Below are 17,800 nucleotides of genomic sequence, written 5' to 3'. Positions count from 1 at the left end.
CCCCGGCGCTATCTCGGATAATTCTTCAGGGCGAACAGCTTGTCGTTTTCCGAAAGCTCCTTGTTGAGGGCGGCGGAGAAATAGCCTTCTTCCGTCCATGCCTTCGGGATGGGATACAGCATGATCGACAGCGGATCGACGTCGCTCGCCAACACCTCGTCCGGTTCATACTTCTTGAAGATATTGTTCTCGATGGTCGCATCGTTCCAGTTGTTGGGTGGGCCGGAGAGGTCGCGGACGACGGCATCCCGGTTCCAGCGGATGCCGCCCTCCGGGTTCTGGTGCTCGTGGATCAGGCCGAGGGCATGGCCGAATTCGTGCAGCACCACCCGCCTCAGTTCGTCCTCATCGGAGGAGTCCGTCAGCCAGCCGTAGTTCATGGTCGGCTGCGGTTCCGGGATCTGCAGGCACATGGTGCCGAGATAGGACCACGAGCCGCGCCCCTGCTGGAAGGCGATACGGATGGCGGTCGGTCCTTGATCGCGGAAATCGAGCGTCAGGTTGGCGTGTTTCGTCCATTCCGACGCCGCCGCGATGACGCGCTCGCGGAGCGCCTCGCTGCCCTCCAGGAAACGCACGCTGATCACGTCGCCGGGCTCCCATCTGGCGCTGTTCAGAAGAGCCGCCTTGTGGCCGGCGAGCCGCTGCCGGTCGGTTTCGGGCAAATCGCCCAGCGTCAGGCATACGCAGAAACGGTTTTCGTTGTCGCTCATCCGAGTTCCTCCTTCTGCAGGTCCTGCTCCGGAACCGCGGTGCCGGCGGAGGGGAAGGTGCCCGTCAGGCCGCGCTCGAACAGCAGCGCCTCGTTTTCGCGGCGGCGGTTCATTTCCGTTTCGATGGCAGTGCCCCGCCAGACCCGTTTCATCAGACGCATGAGCGGCGGGATGTCGCCGAAGCGCCGCTCCTTCATGGCCGCCCGGATGCCGCGCATCTCCCGGAAGCGGTTCTGGGGGTCCCGTGTCGCGGTGTATCCGCCGGCGCCGCGATTGAAGGTGAGCGACACGAGGGCGCCGAAGCAGTCCGGCGAGAGTTCGGCCGCATGCGGCAGCGCGCGCTGTGTCAGCCCGGCGAACTGCGGCAGGGTGGCCTCCCGGAACACGCCTTCGGCCAGATCCCAGGCGATCACGATATCGCGCAGGCCGCGCAGGAGCGCGCGCAGGTCGTCGTGCGCGGTGTTTTTCCCATGCTTGCCGACGACGGATTTCAGCCTCTGGCGCACTGCTGCCGGAAGCGCGGTCCAGTCCCGATCGAAGGCGTCGGCGGCGGCATAGCCGAGGTCGTAGCCGAAGCCGATGGTGACGCCGGAAGCCTCGCCCGGCCACACCGGCCGCGCCTTGTAGACCCTCTCGTAGTAATCCCGCCCGCCCGTCTCGTGCCGGACGATGAGGTCGTAGGCGCGCTGCGAGATGGCGGGCGGCGCGCCCGCCGCCTCCGGCTGAAGGTCGGCCGGTGCCTCGGGCTCGCCCTCCGCCGGCTCAAACGCCTCGCGATAGGCGAAGATGGCCGCCACGTCCTCCGGCCCGCCGCCCGTATCCTCCTGCTCGTCCGGCGCCGTCGCGGCCTCGGCGGCCACCGCCGCCTCCGGCACCGGCGCTTCCCGGCGCAGCGCCGCTTCGATCACCGCGCCGAAGGTGCGCGCCACATCCGAAAAGCCCGCGTCGGTCGGGTGGAGCTCGTCGGCCCAGCGCCCCTGCACCTTGCCTCGCACATCCACGTACCAGGCATTGGGAAACCTGCCGCCGGGGCGATTGCCGCCGCAGAGGCTTGCCAGCATGTCGTTGAGCCTGTCGATCAGCGCCGCGACAATGGCGCGCTGGAGCTGCGGATCGCGGATCCCGAGACTGCGGGAGAGGGGGCCGGCCAGCCATTCGTCCTGCTTCGCCCAGAGCGGATGGCGCGGATCGTTCGGCCCGGCGGGGATCGCACGATCATAGCCGTGGCAGATCACCGGCAGGCCCGGGAACTCCCGCGCCACGGATTCGAACGTCTCCCGGAAACAGGCTTCGAGCGCGGCGAGCCGGCGGCGGAACTCGCTCGTATCGATGTACCATGCCGCCGCCCTGCCGGCCTCGAACGGCCGCACGATCTTGACCAGGGCAGGGATACCGTCCGGATCCTCGCCCACGATGTCGTTGCCGCTGCCGGACAGCAGCAGCGCCCGCGCCTTGCCCGCCCATCGCCGCAGCCCGGCGAGATGCCGCTTCTCGGTCAGCACCATGTTCGCCAGCGTGTCGCCGGCCGCGTCGAGGCTCCAGATCGTGTAGGAATCGTCGAGCTGGTCGATGACGTCGCTGAGAAAGATCGGGAACTGGAACCAGCTGTCGCCCACGGAAACGAGCACCGGCCGCGGATCGGCGCCGTCCTGCCTGACGAGGAACTTGTTGCGCCGGCGGAAGCTCGCGAGCTCGTTGGCCCAGTTCATGACCCGGGCTCCTTCGAGAACGTATTCCGGCGGCTCGACCGCCACCACGTCGGGGTCGAACACGATCGCCGGCGAGAACGGCTGCGAGCGGTCCGGATCGGCGGTGAAGAGCGAGCGGACCACGTAATCGGGCACCGTCGGGTCGAGCACCATCCGGCGCGCCTCGGCGAGTGGAATCTTGCCCTCCGGCCGCCATGCCTCCTCCACCGTGACGCTTTCGAGGAGGGCGGGCGGGCGCGCCTCCGCTGCCGCCGCGCCGGGCAGACCCGGCACCTCGAATCCCGCCTGCCGCAGCTCATCCGCATAGATGTCCGCCACGCGCTTGCGGTCGCTCGGAACGAGGTCCGGGCTGAAGCGGATGACGCGCTGCAGGCTCTCGAACTCCGCCAGGACGGTGTCGGCGCTTTCGCCTTTCGAGGCTGCGTTCCATACCTTCTTCCATCCTTCCCGGATATCGGGGATGGAGCGGAAGTCCGTCCGCTCCGACAGGCGCTCGATACCGAGCACGAGATAGGGGAACTCGGCCACCGGCCGCCCATCGGCGCCGAGCAGGCGCCAGTCGTCGGGATCGAGCGACACCTCCCGCAGGCCGGGACCGTTCTTCTCCGTGCGCGCGACGATGATGTTGCCCGCCACCAGCGCGGTGTCGGTCCGCGACAGGCCGATCTCCAGTTCCGCCCGGTTGGAATCGAGCAGCAGCATCTCGGCGCCGCGCTTGATGGGGGCGATGAACGGCTCGATGGCCGAGAGGTAGGAAACCGAGGCCGTCGCGGTCAGGTTCGACAACAGGTCGAGGTAGGGCCGCGCCAGGTTGTCCGCCGCGACGGAGAAGAGGGCGACCTCGGTGGAAAGCTCGCCGCGATAGGGGATCGGGCCGAGCAGGGGCTGGTTGACCACGACGAAACGGTCGAGATGGCGCGGATCGAGTTCCTGAAAGGTCTTTTGTGGCGAGCTGACCGACAGCACCTCCCGCATCCCCGTCATCGGGTCGGCGTAGATGAAGCGGGCGTGGACCGCCGGGTAGAATTTCTGCGCCCACCGGCGCACGGCGGTGATCCGGGCACTGCGCAGCCAGACCCGCACGTATTCCGTATCGGGCGCTATCGGATCGGTAGTCTGCCCGAGGTATCGATGCCCATAGTCAACGGCGGCATCGCCTGCGAGCGTCGATAGCAGGTCACGAATGAAGCTCATGGCTTTCTCCGCCCGGCGAGAGGCCGTTAGTGACGATCGATAGGGTCAGGGCGTGCAGGCGTGCGGACGATCGACGCGGCGCGTCGTCAGCTCACGGGCGTGCCCGGAAGCGTCCATGCCGCCGTCGAATCGTAATGGGACCGTTCCGACTTGACGGAGAGGTGGAAATGCCTGCTGTGGGGGTTGCTGCCGCTATAGGGCCGCCAGGTCCAGGGCGCATGTGCGCCGATTGCCGAGGAATTGGCGATTTTTCTGTTCCAGATGAGATACTTGATGCGCGGATCGCGGCTTGCCCAGATCGCGTTCACGATCGTCTCGGCGCTGCAGCCGTTGGCGGGGTCATGCGTGATGTCCATCGCCGTCACCACGCCCACGCCGCCATCCCGCACCCTGGGGCAATGGTCGGAGGTGCCGCCGCCCGATCCGCAGTGATGCTGGTCACCGATCGTTCCATCGGATTCCTTCTTGCGACGAGGCGCCAGTTCGTTGACCTGCTCACGAAGCGCCAGCAGGGCCTTGGCCACGCGCCACTGCTGGACGGCTTCGAGCTGGGGCGCCGATTCCAGTTCCAGATCGGGCGGGAGGCCCTGCGCATCCACGTGCGGATCGTCGTCCGGCTCGTCGCGGAACGCCTGTTCCTCGACCGGCAGATCGCTCAATGATCGAACGGTTGACTCAACCTGAATTTCCTCCGTGCCGTTGCCCATTTCTACTCTCCCTGAGTGTGATGCAAACTGGAGGCGATGCCGATATTATTTTACAATAAATGATGTGCCGATTTGTATACGTTATGGGCAAGTTTCAACCTTGCGGCGTATCTTGTTTGGATGCCGCAGCAAATATATTCTTTATTAAAAGTATATAACTCACATAGATACTTTTCTCAACAGTAAAGTGGCGGCCGCCGTCGCGGAGACGGCAAGCGGCGGCAACCGTCATTCGCTGAATTCCCGATCGTGGACGGGCGCGTTCGCAAGCTCGCGGTCCAGGGAGGCCCGATAGGCGATGCAGCCGCGCATAAACTTCGGCCACGGCGGCACGGCGACCTGCGGGTCGATGCGCTCGGGCAGGAGGGCCCAGAGCTGCGGGTGGAACCAGCACAGGTCATGACCGGAGCTGTCGCGATGCGCGCGGATGCCGGCGCGCAGCCGCCTGACTTCGGCGATCAGCGCCTCGCGGTCCATCCCTTCGAGGTCGTCATCCATTTCCTGCTCCAATCAATGCGTCCACACGACGGGCACGACGAATCTCCCCGAATACCGGCCAATCGGCAAGAGGCCCGCCAGCCTTCAGATGCGTGACAGGATCAGCAGTCCGGCCCGCAGCACGTCGGGCGCCGTGAGCTTCTTCTCGATCTCGGCATGCGTGCGCTCCCAGATCGGCAGGGCCCTGATGAGGAGCGCGCGGCCCTTTTCCGTGAGGCGCAGGAGGCGGGTGCGCTTGTCCTTCGGACTGATCGCCGTCTCGACGAGACCCCGCCTCTCCAGCGGCTTCAGGTTCGCCGTCAGCGTCGTGCGATCCAAGGCGAGCAGGGCGGCGATGCTGCCGAGACTCGGGGGCTCCGGCTGGTTGAGCGACATCAGGAGAGAAAACTGTCCGCTGGTGATGTCGACGGGCTGCAGCGCGGCGTCGAAGTGGCGGTCGAGGGCACGGGCGGCCCGCTTGACGTGCAGGCACAGACATGTATCGCGCACATGGATGGTGGTCTCGAAGGGCGGGGCGGGGCGAGGGTTCATCGACGGGCGCTTGACATTCGCTGTATAATAGGTTGATATCAACGCAATGCGGGTGACGTCAACTCGGGAGGACTTGCAGGCAGGTTTGACGACGCACCATCCGACGTTCTCCGTGCCGACGGCCTGTGACCACACGGGAAGCACATCGAGAGCGGCAAGGCGCCGAACTGCCTCGCTCAAGCATAGGCCATCTCGATGAGGCGGCAAATGTTTTCCTGAACCGGTGCGCCCGTGCGCGGGGTCTGTCTCCTGACAGGCGCCTTTCCCTGCTTTCGTATCGGGCTGAGGGGCAGCAACAAGGCGGCGGATCCGAACCGGACTGCCGTCACGACGCAAGAGCGCTGTCCCGACCTGCGCGGGACGCTTCGCGGCCCGTGGGAGCGGGCCGACCATCAGGGAGAACATTATGAGCTATGTCGAGGGATTCGTCGCGGCTGTGCCGGCGGCCAACAAGGAGATCTATGTGAAGCACGCCGCGGAAGCCGCGCCGATCTTCAAGGAGTTCGGCGCGACCCGTGTCGTCGAATGCTGGGGCGATGACGTCCCCGACGGCAAGGTCACGGATTTCCGCGGTGCGGTGAAGGCCGAGGAGGGCGAGGTTGTCGTCTTCGCGTGGATCGAGTATCCATCGAAGCAAGTCCGCGACGCCGCCAACGAAAAGATCATGTCCGATCCCCGCATGAAGGCGATGGGCGACCAGATGCCTTTCGACGGCAAACGCATGATCTTCGGCGGTTTCACCACAATCCTGGACGCGTGAGGGGATTTGCCATGAGTTCGCAGCACGGTGCCTTCATCTGGTTTGAATTGATGACAAGCGATCCGGAGGCGGCCGGCGCCTTCTACGGCTCGGTCGTGGGCTGGACGTCCCGTCCGTTCGATCCGTCGGAGCCGAACGGCTACCGGCTGTTCTCGACCGGCGAAACCGAGGTCGCCGGCTTCATGCGCCTGCCCGAGGGCGAAGGCTGCCCGGCCGGCGCGGAGCCCGGCTGGATCGGCTATATCGGTGTCGAGAATGTCGACTCCAACCTGCAGGATCTGCTTGCCGACGGTGCGTCGCAGATCGTGCCGCCGACCGACATTCCGAATGTCGGCCGCTTCGCGGTCGTCGCCGACCCGCAGGGAGCGGTCTTCTGCATCATGCGCGGCATAAGCGACGAGGAAAGCCGCGCCTTTTCCCACGACAAACCCGGCCATTGCCAATGGAACGAGCTGTCGACGAGCGATCCGGAGGCGGCCTACTCCTTCTATGCGCGCCATTTCGGCTGGGAGAAGGGCGAGGCCATGCCGATGGGCGACATGGGCGACTATCAGATGCTTGATCGCGGCGGCCGGTCTTTCGGCGCCGTGATGCGTGCGCCGCCCGGCGTGCCGACCGCCTGGGGGTTCTATTTCGGTGTTCCGGACATCGATACGGCGGGCGAGCGGACGAAGGCCGGCGGCGGCGAAGTGCTGCACGGCCCGCAGGAGGTCCCCGGCGGCCTGTTCATCATTCTCGGCAAGGATCCGCAGGGCGCGCGCTTCGCGCTGGTCGGTCCGCGCAAGGCAGCATGAGCGGCGCGTGACGACATGGAAGCGGCGTTGACACTCTATACGTCGCTCATCCCCGGCTCGTCGCTGGACTGGACGGCAAGGCTCCCCGCCGACAGTCCGAGCTGAAGATGGTCAAGTTCGACATTGACGCCCTGGTGCTCACGGCGCGCAACGACGCCCCGTGAGCACCGGCCGGCCTTCCGCTTCCCGTCGGGCGGTGGCGGTGGCGGCGCATCCGTTATAGGATGCGTCTGCCTGGTGCCGTACCGGCCCGATCAGTGAGGGGCGCCGTCAATGAGCAATCCTGTTTCCGTCGCCGTATTCGTTGGTAGCCTTCGCAAGGCCTCGTTCAATCGCAGCATCGCAAAGGCGCTCGCAGATGGCGCCGGCGACAGCCTGCACCTGGAGATCGTCGAGATCGGCAACCTGCCTTTGTACAATCAGGATCTGGATGACGAGGGAACTCCGCCCGCCGCATGGACCGAATTCCGTGAGAAAGTGCGGGGTTTGGATGCGGTTCTTTTCGTCACGCCGGAATACAATCGCTCCGTCCCCGCCGTTCTGAAGAACGCGCTCGATGTGGGCTCGCGCCCCTACGGACAGAGCATCTGGGATGGCAAGCCCGGCGCGGTGGTCAGCGTGTCGCCCGGCGCGATCGGCGGGTTCGGCGCCAATCATCACCTGCGCCAGTCGCTCGTGTTTCTGAACGTCCCCACGCTGCAGCAGCCGGAGGCCTACATCGGCGGGGTCTCCAACCTGCTGGACGATCACGGAAATCTGACGAACGAGAGCACGAAGGCGTTTCTTGCCCAGTTCCTCGCCCAATTCGCTGAATGGATCGGGACGAACAAGAAGCAGTAGGATCGCCCCTCACGGTGCGCATGTCCGAAGATGCGCATGGCCATGCCGGCACCGGCACCGGAATGAAATCCGATGCCGGTTGGAGATGAACAGCTTGCGGGTGTGCTCCGCAGCGGGCCTGCCTTGAGACGGGCGCTTAGAGCATTTCTCCTTTTCGATGAAACGGAGAAATACTCTATCTCCTTGTTTTTTCGCAATTCCGGACGCAAAACCGGTTCCCACTTTTGCTGGAATTGCTTTAGTTTGACTGGTCCGCCTCGCTGTAGACCTGCTTGATGATGGCGTCGTTCACGAAGCGGTCGTAGTCCACCGTGCCGTTGATCAGTCCCGCGTCGCGCAGGAAGACTTCTTCCTTCTTCAGCACGGCGATCGCCTCGTCGCTGATCAGGGGGTCCTGATAGAACACGTCGTGCGTGTAGCGCCGCTGCAGGCTTCCTTCGTTCGTCTTGGTCCGTTCCGCAAAGACCCGCAGCGCCTCGTCCTTGTTTGCATCTGCCCAGCGGGAGACACGCAGATCGACGGCGAGCAGCGTCTTGATCAGGTCCGGATAGCGCTCGGTGTAGTCGGTTCTGGTCAGGATCGTGTTCGGGGAGCTCCATTCCGGATGCTTGTTGCCGTCGACGAGCAGGCGTGCGGCGCCGCGGTCGATCAGCTCCGCCACGGTCGTCTCGCCCTCCACCAGCGCGTCGATGTCACCGCGCACGAGGGCCGGCCCGGATGTCTCGAAGGCCATGTGCAGCGTGTTGACGTCCTTCAGCGAAAGACCCACGCTATCGAGAACCTTGGCCAGCGTCGTATGCCGGACCGTCCCTTGCGGGAAGCCGATTTTCTTTCCCTTCAGATCCTCGATCGTCTTGATCGGCGATTCCGCCGCGACGACGACGCTCGGCGCGCCGAACGGCTCGTAGCTGTCGAGGGCGATCAGGCTGACGTTCGGATGGATGGCGCCGATGCGGAGCGTGGGGCTGCTGCCGGCATTGTAGGCGACGTCGATGCCGCCGGAGCCGAGCGCGGTCACCAGCGCACCGCCGCCGTCCACGAACGGATACCACTCAACCTTCACGCCGTGCGGGGCGAGAGCCTCTTCGAGCCAGCCAAGGTGCTGATGCCATATGAATTTCAGACTGCCGGGCGCCGTCGCGCCGATCTTGACGGTGTCGGGATAATTCTGCGCGCTGGCGACGCCCGATCCGAACGCGACGACCAAAGTCGATAACAGGAGCACTAGAGTATTTCTCCTTTTCGTTGAAACGGAGAAATGCTTTATCTCTTTGTTTTTACGCAATTCCGGACGCAAAACCGGTCTCCACTTTTGCTGGAATTGCTTTATCCTGTAGAGCAGGCTTTTCATCGAGGTTCTTCCTTTTTCATTGCCGGCCGATCGGCATCGCGAGCGCGCTGCCGTCGTTCACCGGCGCTTCATCGTTGCCGGGCGGTCCACGGGAATGAGGTGGGTCGGGTCGTCGGCCGTGCCGGCGGGCTTGCCGCGGCGCCATCCCAATTCCCGCGCGTAGCTCCCGAGGTGGGCGCGCTCGATCAGCACATCCTCGGCGACCGCGATCGACCGCTCGGCCTCCGGTGCCACGTACAGCGCGTCGGTGGGGCAATAGAGCTCGCACATGAAGCATGTCTGGCAGTCGTCCTGCCGTGCGATCACCGGGATATCGTCCTCGACCGCGTCGAACACGTTGCGCGGACAGACGCGAACGCAGATGTTGCATGCGATGCAGCGATCGGTGCTGACGAGCTCGATCATGCCGCTACCCCTTCCTTTTTCCGTGCGCCAAGGGTGGTCTTCGGCACGTCGACGCCGGTGACGATGATGCTGCGCGTCAGCGCGTCGTCCATGGCGGGATGATCGATCCGGCGGTTGAGGCCGCGGCTTTCCGGCCGCGTCAGCGTGCCCGTCCAGATCCAGCGCGCCACCGCCGTCAGCGCGGCCGCCTCGCGGGTACGCACCTGCTGCGCGCCGTCCGCCCTCAGGTAGTTGCGCACCTCCTGCCATATCTCGTCGAGCCGGCCGAGCGACGCCTCGATGCGCGGGCCGTCGCGGAAGAAGCCCATGTCGATGGGCAGAATCTCCCGGCGCACCGCGTCGATGACCTCCTTGCTGAAATCCGCCGCGAGGCTCTCGTTGTGCGGCCGCAGCCCGCCCTCACCGAGGGGAACCGAGGGTCGCGTGTCGATGGCATCGCCGAGTGCCCGGGCAAAACGCGCCGCGCCGGCGCCGCTCCAGGTGCCGGAAGCGATTGCCCAGGCGGCGTTCGGGCGTCCGCCTCCCGAGGCTGCGCCGACCAGCCTTTCGCGGCTCGCCGCATCGCCGGCGGCGAACAGGCCGGGCACGGTGGTTGCGCAATCGTCCGTGACCACCACGAGACCGCCGACGCCGCGCACGGTGCCTTCGTACCGCAAGGTAATCGGGAAGCGCTGGGTAAAGGGATCGATCCCGATGCGGTCGAATGGCAGGAAGCAGTTGGGCTGGCCTTTGCGGAGCCACTGCTGCACCTCGGGACCGGCCCTGTCGAGGGTCGCGAACACGGTATGGCCGGCAGCCATTGCGCTCGCGATGACCTCGAAGCGGTCCTGCCCCGGCTCGGGGCGCAGCGGGCTTCCGTCCTCGAGCGAGAGGCTGGCGAAGCCGTAGGGCATCCCCTTGGTCACCGACGAATGCGCGGGTGAGATCCCGTATTGTCCCGAGAACTCCATGGCCGACAGGCTGGCGCCGGCTTCGACGCCCATCAGGTATCCGTCGCCGGTATTGCCGTCGCAGCCGAGGGCGCGCGACAGGAACGTGCAGCCGCCCGTCGCAAGCACCAACGCGCCGGCACTGACCCTGCGGGGCTTGCCCGTGAGCTGGTCCAGGCAGACGGCGCCCGCAACGACACCGTCGGAGGCGAGAAGCTCCAGGCCGGGATGATGATCGAGCACCTTGACGCCCGACAACAGAATGCGCCGGCGCATGTAGCTCATATAGTCGGGGCCGCGCAACTGCCCGCGGTACTGGGTGCCGTCCTCCCGCAGGGGAAACGGGTAGCCGGAGGCGCCCAGGTCATCGAGCCCGCGGCATGCCTGTTCCATCACGCGAACGAGCCAGTCCCGCTCCGCCAGCCCCTTCGACCGCGTGAGGCGCGCCTCGACTTCCGCGTCGCGGTCGCGGCCCTCCGGAAGGTGCCACACATGCGTGTTGGCGGGCGCCGTGGCGCCGGACGTGCCGCAGTAGCCCTTGTCGGCCAGAACGACCCTCGCGCCCGATCGGGCCGCCGACAGAGCGGCCCAGACGGCAGCCGGGCCGCCGCCGAGGACGAGCACGTCCGCCGCGATCGCATCGGGCAAGCGGCGGGTGGATGCTGAACCGCTCAATGGAAATTCCTCCGGAGCCGTATCGTGTTCAATGGGGAATGCGTTGCCGCTAGTGGGAGGAGGTTTCCGGCGTCGAGTTCCATACCGTCGCCTTCCTCTCGCCCCAGACCAGCAGGTAGTTGACGATCAGGCCGATGGCCGTGAGCGTGATGATCCCGGCGTACATGTCGGCGGTCTGCATCATCAGTTGCGAGTGCTGGACGAGGTAGCCGAGGCCGGAATTGGCGGCGAGCATCTCGGCAGCGATGACGGCGAAAATGGCGGATTTGACGGCCAGACGCGCGCCAGCCACGATCGAGGGAATGCTGGCGGGCAGGATGACTTTCCGGAACATGTCGAGATTCGACGTCCCCATGGATCTGGCGGCGCGGATCAGCAGGGGATCGACGGTCTTCACGCCGGCGATGGTGTTGATGAGCAGGAAGAACACCGCCGAGTAGAAGGTCACCGCTACCTTCGACGCCTCCCCGATGCCGAAGATGAGGATGAACACCGGCAGCAGGGCGAACTGGGAGGTGTTGCGCAGCGTCTGCACGAAGAAGTCGGTGATCTTCTCGAAGAAGGTGTAGTAGCCCATCGCGAAGCCGAGCGGGATGGCGACGGCGACCGCCAGGGCAAAGCCCACGAAAGTCCGTTGCAGGCTTATCGACGTGTGGCGCCACAGGTCGCCGCTCGCCGCCAGATCGAGCCACGTCTGCGCGACGATGCTGATCGGCGGAAAGAAGATCGGGCTGATCCAGTTCAGACGCGGAGCGATCTCCCATATCAGGAGAAGGAACGCCATGAGCGGAAGGCCCCATACCAGCGTGCCGTAATCGCGCCGCTTCGGCTTGCGTATGGGCCTTGCTGCAACCTCCCGGGTCTGGATCGATGGCGTGTTCGTGATCGTTGTCATGGCCCGGCTCCGGTTGCCTGCTAGTTCGCGAAGGTCGAGGACAGCGCCCAATCCTTCTGCGCCTTGTTCACCTCGTCGCGCAGGGCTTCCCACACGCGCTGACGATAGGCATTGAAGGCGTCGGACGCCCGCACGTCGGCGTCGCGCGGTCTCGGCAGGTCGATGTCGAAGACGCCCTTCACCCGGCCCGGACGGGCGGTCATCACCACGACGCGGTCGGCGAGATAGATCGCCTCGTCAAGGGCGTGCGTGACGAAGATGACGGTCGTCTTGATCTCGTCCCAGATGCGCAGGAGTTCGCCCTGCAGGATCTCGCGCGTCTGCGCGTCGAGGGCCGCGAACGGCTCGTCCATCAGCAGCACCTGCGGCCTCGTCGCCAGCGCGCGGGCGATCGCCACGCGTTGCTGCATGCCGCCGGAAAGCTGGTTCGGATACCTGTCCTCGAAGTCGCGAAGCCCGAAAAGCGCTAGGAATTCCCGCGCGATGGCACGCCGTTCCTGCTTCGGCACGCCGCGCACCTCAAGGGCATATTCCACGTTGGCGAGCGTCGTCCGCCACGGAAACAGCGCATATTGCTGAAAGACATAGCTGGTGTCGGGAACGGGCTTCATGATGGGCGTGCCATCGAACTCGACACTTCCGGATGTCGCCGTCGTCAGGCCGCCGACAATATCGAGGAGCACGGATTTGCCGCTTCCGCTCGGACCGACGAGCGTAATGAACTCGCCCTGGCGGATCTTGAGATCGATCCCGCCCAGCACGTTGATCTGATCGGTTTCCAGACCGTCCACGGTGATGGACTGTCCCTGTTTCAGACGAAACGTCTTCCTGACGTCAGAAATGACAATCCGATCCAAAGTCGTAAGTCCTGAGCGATAAGCGGCCATGAAAGCGACGGTTCTAGGCCACGGGAAGCAGCGGCGACGCGGCGGCGTCTTCGCGCCATTTGATGTTGCAGCCGATGGCGGGGACCTGATCCCCGGCGGGCGACACGCCGGAGAGCACGGCGTCGACAGCTGCCTGCAGGTCCTTTCCGGTCACCGTCCTGCCGTTGCCGGGGCGCGCATCGTCGTATTGTCCGTGGTAGACAAGCCGGCGGTCCTGATCGAACAGGAAGAAGTCCGGCGTGCACGCCGCGCCGTAGGCGCGTGCCACGTCCTGCGTCTCATCCTTGAGATAGGGAAACCCGTAGCCGCCTTCCCCCGTCTGCCCGCTGAGCAGGGATTGCGCCTCCTGCGGATGCGCCGCAGCGTCGTTCGCGTTGATGCCGACAACCTGCAGGCCGCGATCCTGATAGCTTCTGGCGAAGGCCGCGAGATGCTCGCGGATCAGCAATACGAACGGACATGTGTTCGAGAGGAAGACGACGAGAAGCGCCTTCCTGTCCGCGAAGTCCTCGAGCGCGTAGGACACGCCTTCGCCATCGGAAAGACGGAAGGGTGCGGCCCTGGTTCCGAGTTCGACGGGATTGGATTCGGTGCGGGGCATCGGCTCCTCCTCTTGGTGATCATCGTTGACTATTAATTCCATAATTTAAGTCAAGTTATGGCAGCCCGTCCGGCCTGTCAATGGCGGACGGAGGGGGGTCGATCCGGCCACCGGGGCAGCGACTGCCGAATGGCCCGATCACGCATCCGGGCACGCGTCGCCTTGCTGGCTGCTGTTCCCCGCCGACATCGAGCCGGTGACGGCTGCTGACGACTAATAGGCTGCGATTACTCGGGTTTTTCCGTCGGCGCCCAATCCGGTCGCGCCGGCCGACCGCCTCGTCGCTTCGCGTTCCTGTTCCCTTGCTTCGGCGAGGGATAGTAAGCCACTAAATATATTGAATTAGTTGACAATAGCGAGCGCCCTTTCTAACCTTGAAATCGAACTGCACGGCGGGAGTGGTCGCTTTGAATGTTCGTGGCCTTGGGGGATCTCGCGTTGCAGCGCGTCCCTGTGCGCTCTGCGCGACCGGCGGGAGAAGTCGCAACGGCCGATACAGGCGATCGAACGCGGGAATGCATGATTGACACAGGAGCATCGAGGATGAGCAACAAGGTCCTTACCCTTTTGGCGGCTGCGGCGGTGGCGATCGGCGGCATGGTCGCGGCCTCCCTGCCCGTGGCGGCGGCCGACAAATTGCGCATCGGCGTGGTGCCCGGCGCCTATGCGGATTCGATCAACGTCGCCGCGGAGGAGGCGAGGACGCAGGGCATCGACGTCGAGGTCATCGAATTCACCGACTGGACGACGCCGAACGTGGCGGTGGATTCCGGCGACATCGACATCAACTACTTCCAGCACCAGCCATTCCTCGACAATGCCATCGAGAAGAACGGCTACAAGCTCAAGAGTGTCGGAACCGGCATTCTCGCCAATCTCGGACTCTACTCCCTGAGGCACAAGACGATCGACGACATCCCGCAGAACGGCAAGGTCGGCGTGGCGAACGATCCGGTCAATCAGGGGCGCGGCCTGCTGCTGCTGCAGAAGGTGGGGCTGGTCAAGCTCAAGCCCGACGTGGGTTTCCTCGGCACGCTGGACGACATCGTCGACAACCCCAAGAACCTCAGCTTCGTCGAGGTCGAGGGGCCGCAGCTCGTGCGCATCACTGGCGATGTCGACATCGCGCAGGGCTACCCGCACTTCATCGTCGCCGCCAAGGCGTTCGATCCGTCGAGCGGCCTTGCCTATTCCGGCATCGAGGATGCGCGCTTCTCCATCCAGTTCGTCGTCAAGGAAGACCGGGTGGACGATCCCGTGGTGAAGAAGTTCATCGAGATCTACCAGAACTCCGATGCCGTGAAGGCGACGACCCACAAGGCCTTTTCCGATGACGACAGGCTCTACACCCTGTCCTGGATCGGGCAGTGACGCCCCTCCGGTGCTGCGCTCGCGGGCGGGGAGCATCGATGAGGATCGCCGGAACGGGACATGGACGGCTGTCGGGAGCACGGTCATGACGCAGGCAACGTGGCCCCTGAAGGCCGCGCGGGATTTCGGGGAGCGGCAGCCGGTCGGGCGCCCGCTTGCGGAGCGTCCCGGGGAGACATCCGGCGTCGGCGCGACGGTCCGGGCGCAATCCGGCGGCGCCGGCTCGGTGGCGTTCGAGGCCATATCGAAGGTCTACCGGTCTTCGGCGGGGCCGGTGCATGCCTTGCAGGATATCGATCTCGAAATCCCCGCCGGCAGCATCTTCGGCATCATCGGCCGCAGCGGCGCGGGCAAGTCCAGCCTGCTGCGCACCATCAATCGCCTGGAGCGGCCCACGACCGGCAGGGTCATCGTCGACGGCGTGGACATCGGCACCCTGAACGAGGACGAGCTGGTCAGGCTGCGCCGCCGCATCGGGATGATCTTTCAGCATTTCAACCTGCTGTCGGCCAAGACGGTCTGGGACAACGTGGCGTTGCCGCTGCGGGTGGCGGGCGTTGCGAAGGAGGAGAGGGACCGGCGCGTCGCGGAGCTGCTGGAACTCGTCGGCTTGCAGGACAAGCACCGGACATTTCCCGGACGGCTTTCCGGCGGGCAGAAGCAGCGTGTCGGCATCGCCCGCGCACTGGTGCACAATCCGCCGATCCTGCTGTGCGACGAAGCCACGTCGGCGCTCGATCCGGAAACCACCTCGTCCATTCTGCAACTGCTGCGGGACATCAACCGGCGTCTCGGCATCACCATCGTTCTCATCACCCACGAGATGAGTGTGATCCGGGAGATCGCCGATTACGTGCTGGTACTGGAGCAGGGCCGTATCGCGGAACTCGGCGAAGTCTGGAAGGTGTTCGGCGCGCCGCAGCATGAGGCGACTCGGGCGCTGCTGGCGCCGCTGCAGCACGGCCTGCCGGAGGACTTGCAGAGCCGCCTGCGGGCAGAGCCGCCGGAGGGCGGGAGCCGGGCCTTCGAGCGGATATTGCAGCTCTCCTACACCGGCGAGGGAGGCAGGGAGCCGGATTTCGCCCGCATCGCCCAAGCCCTGCAGACGCGTGTGCGGCTGGTGCACGGCGGGGTGGACCGCATCCAGGGCCATGCCTACGGCCGGCTGCTGGTGGCTGTCGATGGAGCGGCGCCCCTGCCGGATCTCGCCGCGCTGACTGAGGGCGATGAGGCGATCGCCCACCGGATCGAGGAGATCGGCTATGTCGTTTGAGCTGTCGATCCCCGTCGAACGCTACTGGCAGGCGCTTGCCGACACGCTGATGATGGTCGGCGTATCCGGAACCATCGCCTTTGTGGCGGGCGTCCCGCTGGCGGTTCTGCTCATCGTCACCGCGCCCGGCGGTTTTCTGGAATCGCCCCGGATCAACCACGCGGTCGGCAGTGTCGTGAACGGGTTCCGCGCGACGCCCTTCATCGTGCTGCTGGTGGCGCTCATTCCCTTCACCCGGCTGGTGGCGGGCACCACGATCGGCGTATGGGCGGCCATCGTGCCGCTGGCGATCAGCGCCACGCCGTTCTTTGCCCGCATCGCCGAGGTCAGCCTGCGGGAGGTCGACCCCGGCCTGATCGAGGCGGCGCAGGCCATGGGCTGCAAGAAGTGGGACATCGTCCGCCACGTCTATCTGCCCGAGGCCCTGCCTGGCATCGTCGGCGGTTTCACCATCACGCTGGTGGCGCTGATCAGTTCGTCGGCGATGGCCGGCGCGGTCGGGGCGGGGGGACTGGGCGATCTCGCCATCCGCTACGGCTATCAGCGTTTCGACACGCAGGTGATGATCATCGTGATCGCCGTGCTGATCGCGCTGGTGACGGCGGTTCAGTTCACCGGCGACCGTTACGTGCGCTGGCTCAAGAGCCGGTAGAGCGCGTTCCGACCAGATGGAATCATCTGATCGATAAGAATTCGCTCAAAATCAAAGAGTTGGAGCATGTCAGCGTTTCCGTGAAACGATGACATGCTCCCGGCGCGGAGGCGTGGGCCACCCGCGCCGGGAGCGATCGGGCAGGTGGATATTCAGGAGACCAACCCATGACGATTTTGAAGAAGCTTCTGCTGGCGCTCGCCGTTTCGGCGCTCGCGATCAGCCATACGGCGATTGCCGCGCCGCTGAAAATCGGTGTAACGCCCGGCGCGATCGCCGATTCGATCAACACCGCAGCCGAGGAAGCCCGCAAGCAGGGCCTCGACGTGGAGGTGGTGGAGTTCACCGAATGGCGCGGCCCCAACACCGCGCTGGCTGCCGGCGATCTTGACGCCAACTACTTCCAGCACCTGCCGTTTCTGGAAAATGCCGTCAAGGAGGGCAACTACGCGTTCACGCCTCTGGCGGTTGGCCTGCTGCCCAATGTCGGCCTTTTCTCCGTGAAGTATGGTTCGTTCGATGCCCTGCCCGAGGGTGCCAGCGTCGCCGTGGCCGCCGACCCCGCCAACCAGGGGCGGGGCCTGCTGCTGCTGGAGCGCGCGGGGCTGATCGAGCTGAAGCCGGGCCTTGGCGCTTCCGCCACCGTCAATGACATCGCCGCCAATCCGCGCAAGCTGCGTTTCGTGGAAATCGACGGGGCGCAGATCGTGCGCGCATTGGAGGACGTGGACCTGGCTTATGGCGTGACCTCCCACTACGTCACCGCCGGCAAGGCCGACATCGCCGACAAGCATGGCCTGCTGTTCTCCGGCGTCGACGACGCCCGGTGGGCGATTCATTTCGTCAGCCGCAAGGACAATGCCGACGATGCCCGCCTGCGCGAGTTCATCCGGATCTATTACGAATCGCCCGCGGTCAGGCAGCGCATCGACGATTCCTACGCCAACAACGAGAAGTTCTATTCGCTGCCCTGGCTGGACGCGGCCGGCGCCAAGGGCAATTGACCGGCTCCATG

19 protein-coding genes are annotated in these 17,800 nt (G+C 65.3%); 7 read left to right on the top strand and 12 right to left on the bottom strand.

The genetic code is table 11. The features are described 5' to 3' along the window. Positions 1-8: 8 nt before the first annotated feature. The 6 genes from ACUSIJ_RS21840 to ACUSIJ_RS21815 all read right to left on the bottom strand — a co-directional run bounded on the left by ACUSIJ_RS21840 (position 9) and on the right by ACUSIJ_RS21815 (position 5,352). Entirely contained in the window at positions 9-713 is a 705-nt protein-coding gene (locus ACUSIJ_RS21840; RefSeq protein ID WP_449310544.1) for a M12 family metallopeptidase, read from the bottom strand. Continuing rightward, on the bottom strand, positions 710-3,616 hold the full coding sequence (locus ACUSIJ_RS21835; protein ID WP_449310543.1) for a hypothetical protein: 2,907 nt from the start codon (positions 3,614-3,616) through the stop codon (positions 710-712). Before ACUSIJ_RS21835 ends, ACUSIJ_RS21840 begins: the two co-directional genes overlap by 4 nt. 86 nt (positions 3,617-3,702) lie before the next feature. Further along, on the bottom strand, positions 3,703-4,323 hold the full coding sequence (locus ACUSIJ_RS21830) for a hypothetical protein (protein ID WP_449310542.1): 621 nt from the start codon (positions 4,321-4,323) through the stop codon (positions 3,703-3,705). Positions 4,324-4,417: 94 nt separating this feature from the next. Continuing rightward, the gene (locus ACUSIJ_RS21825) at positions 4,418-4,555 is read right to left on the bottom strand and encodes a hypothetical protein (RefSeq protein WP_449310541.1); all 138 of its coding nucleotides are present in this window, start codon (positions 4,553-4,555) and stop codon (positions 4,418-4,420) included. Then, complete coding sequence (locus tag ACUSIJ_RS21820; RefSeq protein ID WP_449310540.1) at positions 4,552-4,821, bottom strand: hypothetical protein; 270 nt, start codon at positions 4,819-4,821, stop codon at positions 4,552-4,554. Before ACUSIJ_RS21820 ends, ACUSIJ_RS21825 begins: the two co-directional genes overlap by 4 nt. 84 nt (positions 4,822-4,905) lie before the next feature. Next, complete coding sequence (locus tag ACUSIJ_RS21815) at positions 4,906-5,352, bottom strand: MarR family winged helix-turn-helix transcriptional regulator (RefSeq protein ID WP_449310539.1); 447 nt, start codon at positions 5,350-5,352, stop codon at positions 4,906-4,908. Between the two features lie 406 nt (positions 5,353-5,758). Between ACUSIJ_RS21815 and ACUSIJ_RS21810 the strand changes: the two genes are divergently transcribed. The 3 genes from ACUSIJ_RS21810 to ACUSIJ_RS21800 all read left to right on the top strand — a co-directional run bounded on the left by ACUSIJ_RS21810 (position 5,759) and on the right by ACUSIJ_RS21800 (position 7,746). Beyond that, on the top strand, positions 5,759-6,112 hold the full coding sequence (locus tag ACUSIJ_RS21810; RefSeq protein WP_449310538.1) for a DUF1428 domain-containing protein: 354 nt from the start codon (positions 5,759-5,761) through the stop codon (positions 6,110-6,112). Between the two features lie 11 nt (positions 6,113-6,123). Then, positions 6,124-6,906, top strand: coding sequence for a VOC family protein (locus tag ACUSIJ_RS21805; RefSeq protein WP_449310537.1), 783 nt, complete (start codon positions 6,124-6,126; stop codon positions 6,904-6,906). Positions 6,907-7,179: 273 nt separating this feature from the next. After that, positions 7,180-7,746: an NADPH-dependent FMN reductase gene (locus ACUSIJ_RS21800; protein ID WP_449310536.1), complete on the top strand. Its 567-nt coding sequence runs from the start codon at positions 7,180-7,182 to the stop codon at positions 7,744-7,746. 238 nt (positions 7,747-7,984) lie between these two features. Here the strand turns inward: ACUSIJ_RS21800 and ACUSIJ_RS21795 are convergent, their stop codons facing one another. From ACUSIJ_RS21795 to ACUSIJ_RS21770, 6 genes are all read right to left on the bottom strand, one after another. Continuing rightward, positions 7,985-8,971: an aliphatic sulfonate ABC transporter substrate-binding protein gene (locus ACUSIJ_RS21795; RefSeq protein ID WP_449310535.1), complete on the bottom strand. Its 987-nt coding sequence runs from the start codon at positions 8,969-8,971 to the stop codon at positions 7,985-7,987. Between the two features lie 183 nt (positions 8,972-9,154). Continuing rightward, a complete protein-coding gene (locus ACUSIJ_RS21790; protein WP_449310534.1) occupies positions 9,155-9,502 on the bottom strand; it encodes a 4Fe-4S binding protein in 348 nt (115 codons plus the stop codon). Next, positions 9,499-11,106, bottom strand: a complete 1,608-nt coding sequence (locus tag ACUSIJ_RS21785; RefSeq protein WP_449310533.1) for an FAD-binding protein — start codon at positions 11,104-11,106, stop codon at positions 9,499-9,501. Before ACUSIJ_RS21785 ends, ACUSIJ_RS21790 begins: the two co-directional genes overlap by 4 nt. 49 nt (positions 11,107-11,155) lie before the next feature. Continuing rightward, on the bottom strand, positions 11,156-12,001 hold the full coding sequence (locus tag ACUSIJ_RS21780) for an ABC transporter permease (RefSeq protein ID WP_449310532.1): 846 nt from the start codon (positions 11,999-12,001) through the stop codon (positions 11,156-11,158). A 20-nt stretch (positions 12,002-12,021) separates the two neighbouring features. Further along, positions 12,022-12,888, bottom strand: a complete 867-nt coding sequence (locus ACUSIJ_RS21775) for an ABC transporter ATP-binding protein (RefSeq protein ID WP_449310531.1) — start codon at positions 12,886-12,888, stop codon at positions 12,022-12,024. A gap of 13 nt (positions 12,889-12,901) precedes the next feature. Further along, the gene (locus ACUSIJ_RS21770; protein WP_449310530.1) at positions 12,902-13,489 is read right to left on the bottom strand and encodes a thioredoxin family protein; all 588 of its coding nucleotides are present in this window, start codon (positions 13,487-13,489) and stop codon (positions 12,902-12,904) included. A gap of 543 nt (positions 13,490-14,032) precedes the next feature. Here ACUSIJ_RS21770 and ACUSIJ_RS21765 point away from each other — a divergent pair. From ACUSIJ_RS21765 to ACUSIJ_RS21750, 4 genes are all read left to right on the top strand, one after another. Beyond that, positions 14,033-14,860 (top strand): MetQ/NlpA family ABC transporter substrate-binding protein, encoded by an 828-nt coding sequence (locus ACUSIJ_RS21765; RefSeq protein ID WP_449310529.1) that lies wholly within the window; start codon positions 14,033-14,035, stop codon positions 14,858-14,860. 85 nt (positions 14,861-14,945) lie between these two features. Further along, the gene (locus tag ACUSIJ_RS21760) at positions 14,946-16,133 is read left to right on the top strand and encodes a methionine ABC transporter ATP-binding protein (RefSeq protein ID WP_449310528.1); all 1,188 of its coding nucleotides are present in this window, start codon (positions 14,946-14,948) and stop codon (positions 16,131-16,133) included. Continuing rightward, entirely contained in the window at positions 16,123-16,785 is a 663-nt protein-coding gene (locus tag ACUSIJ_RS21755) for a methionine ABC transporter permease (protein ID WP_449310527.1), read from the top strand. Before ACUSIJ_RS21760 ends, ACUSIJ_RS21755 begins: the two co-directional genes overlap by 11 nt. Before the next feature lie 167 nt (positions 16,786-16,952). Next, positions 16,953-17,789 carry a MetQ/NlpA family ABC transporter substrate-binding protein gene (locus tag ACUSIJ_RS21750; RefSeq protein ID WP_449310526.1) on the top strand — a complete coding sequence of 279 codons (837 nt, stop codon included), beginning with the start codon at positions 16,953-16,955 and terminating at the stop codon, positions 17,787-17,789. Positions 17,790-17,800: the final 11 nt, after the last annotated feature.

The organism is Pseudochelatococcus sp. B33 (assembly GCF_053570585.1).
This window is presented reverse-complemented; position numbering and strand designations above follow the sequence as displayed.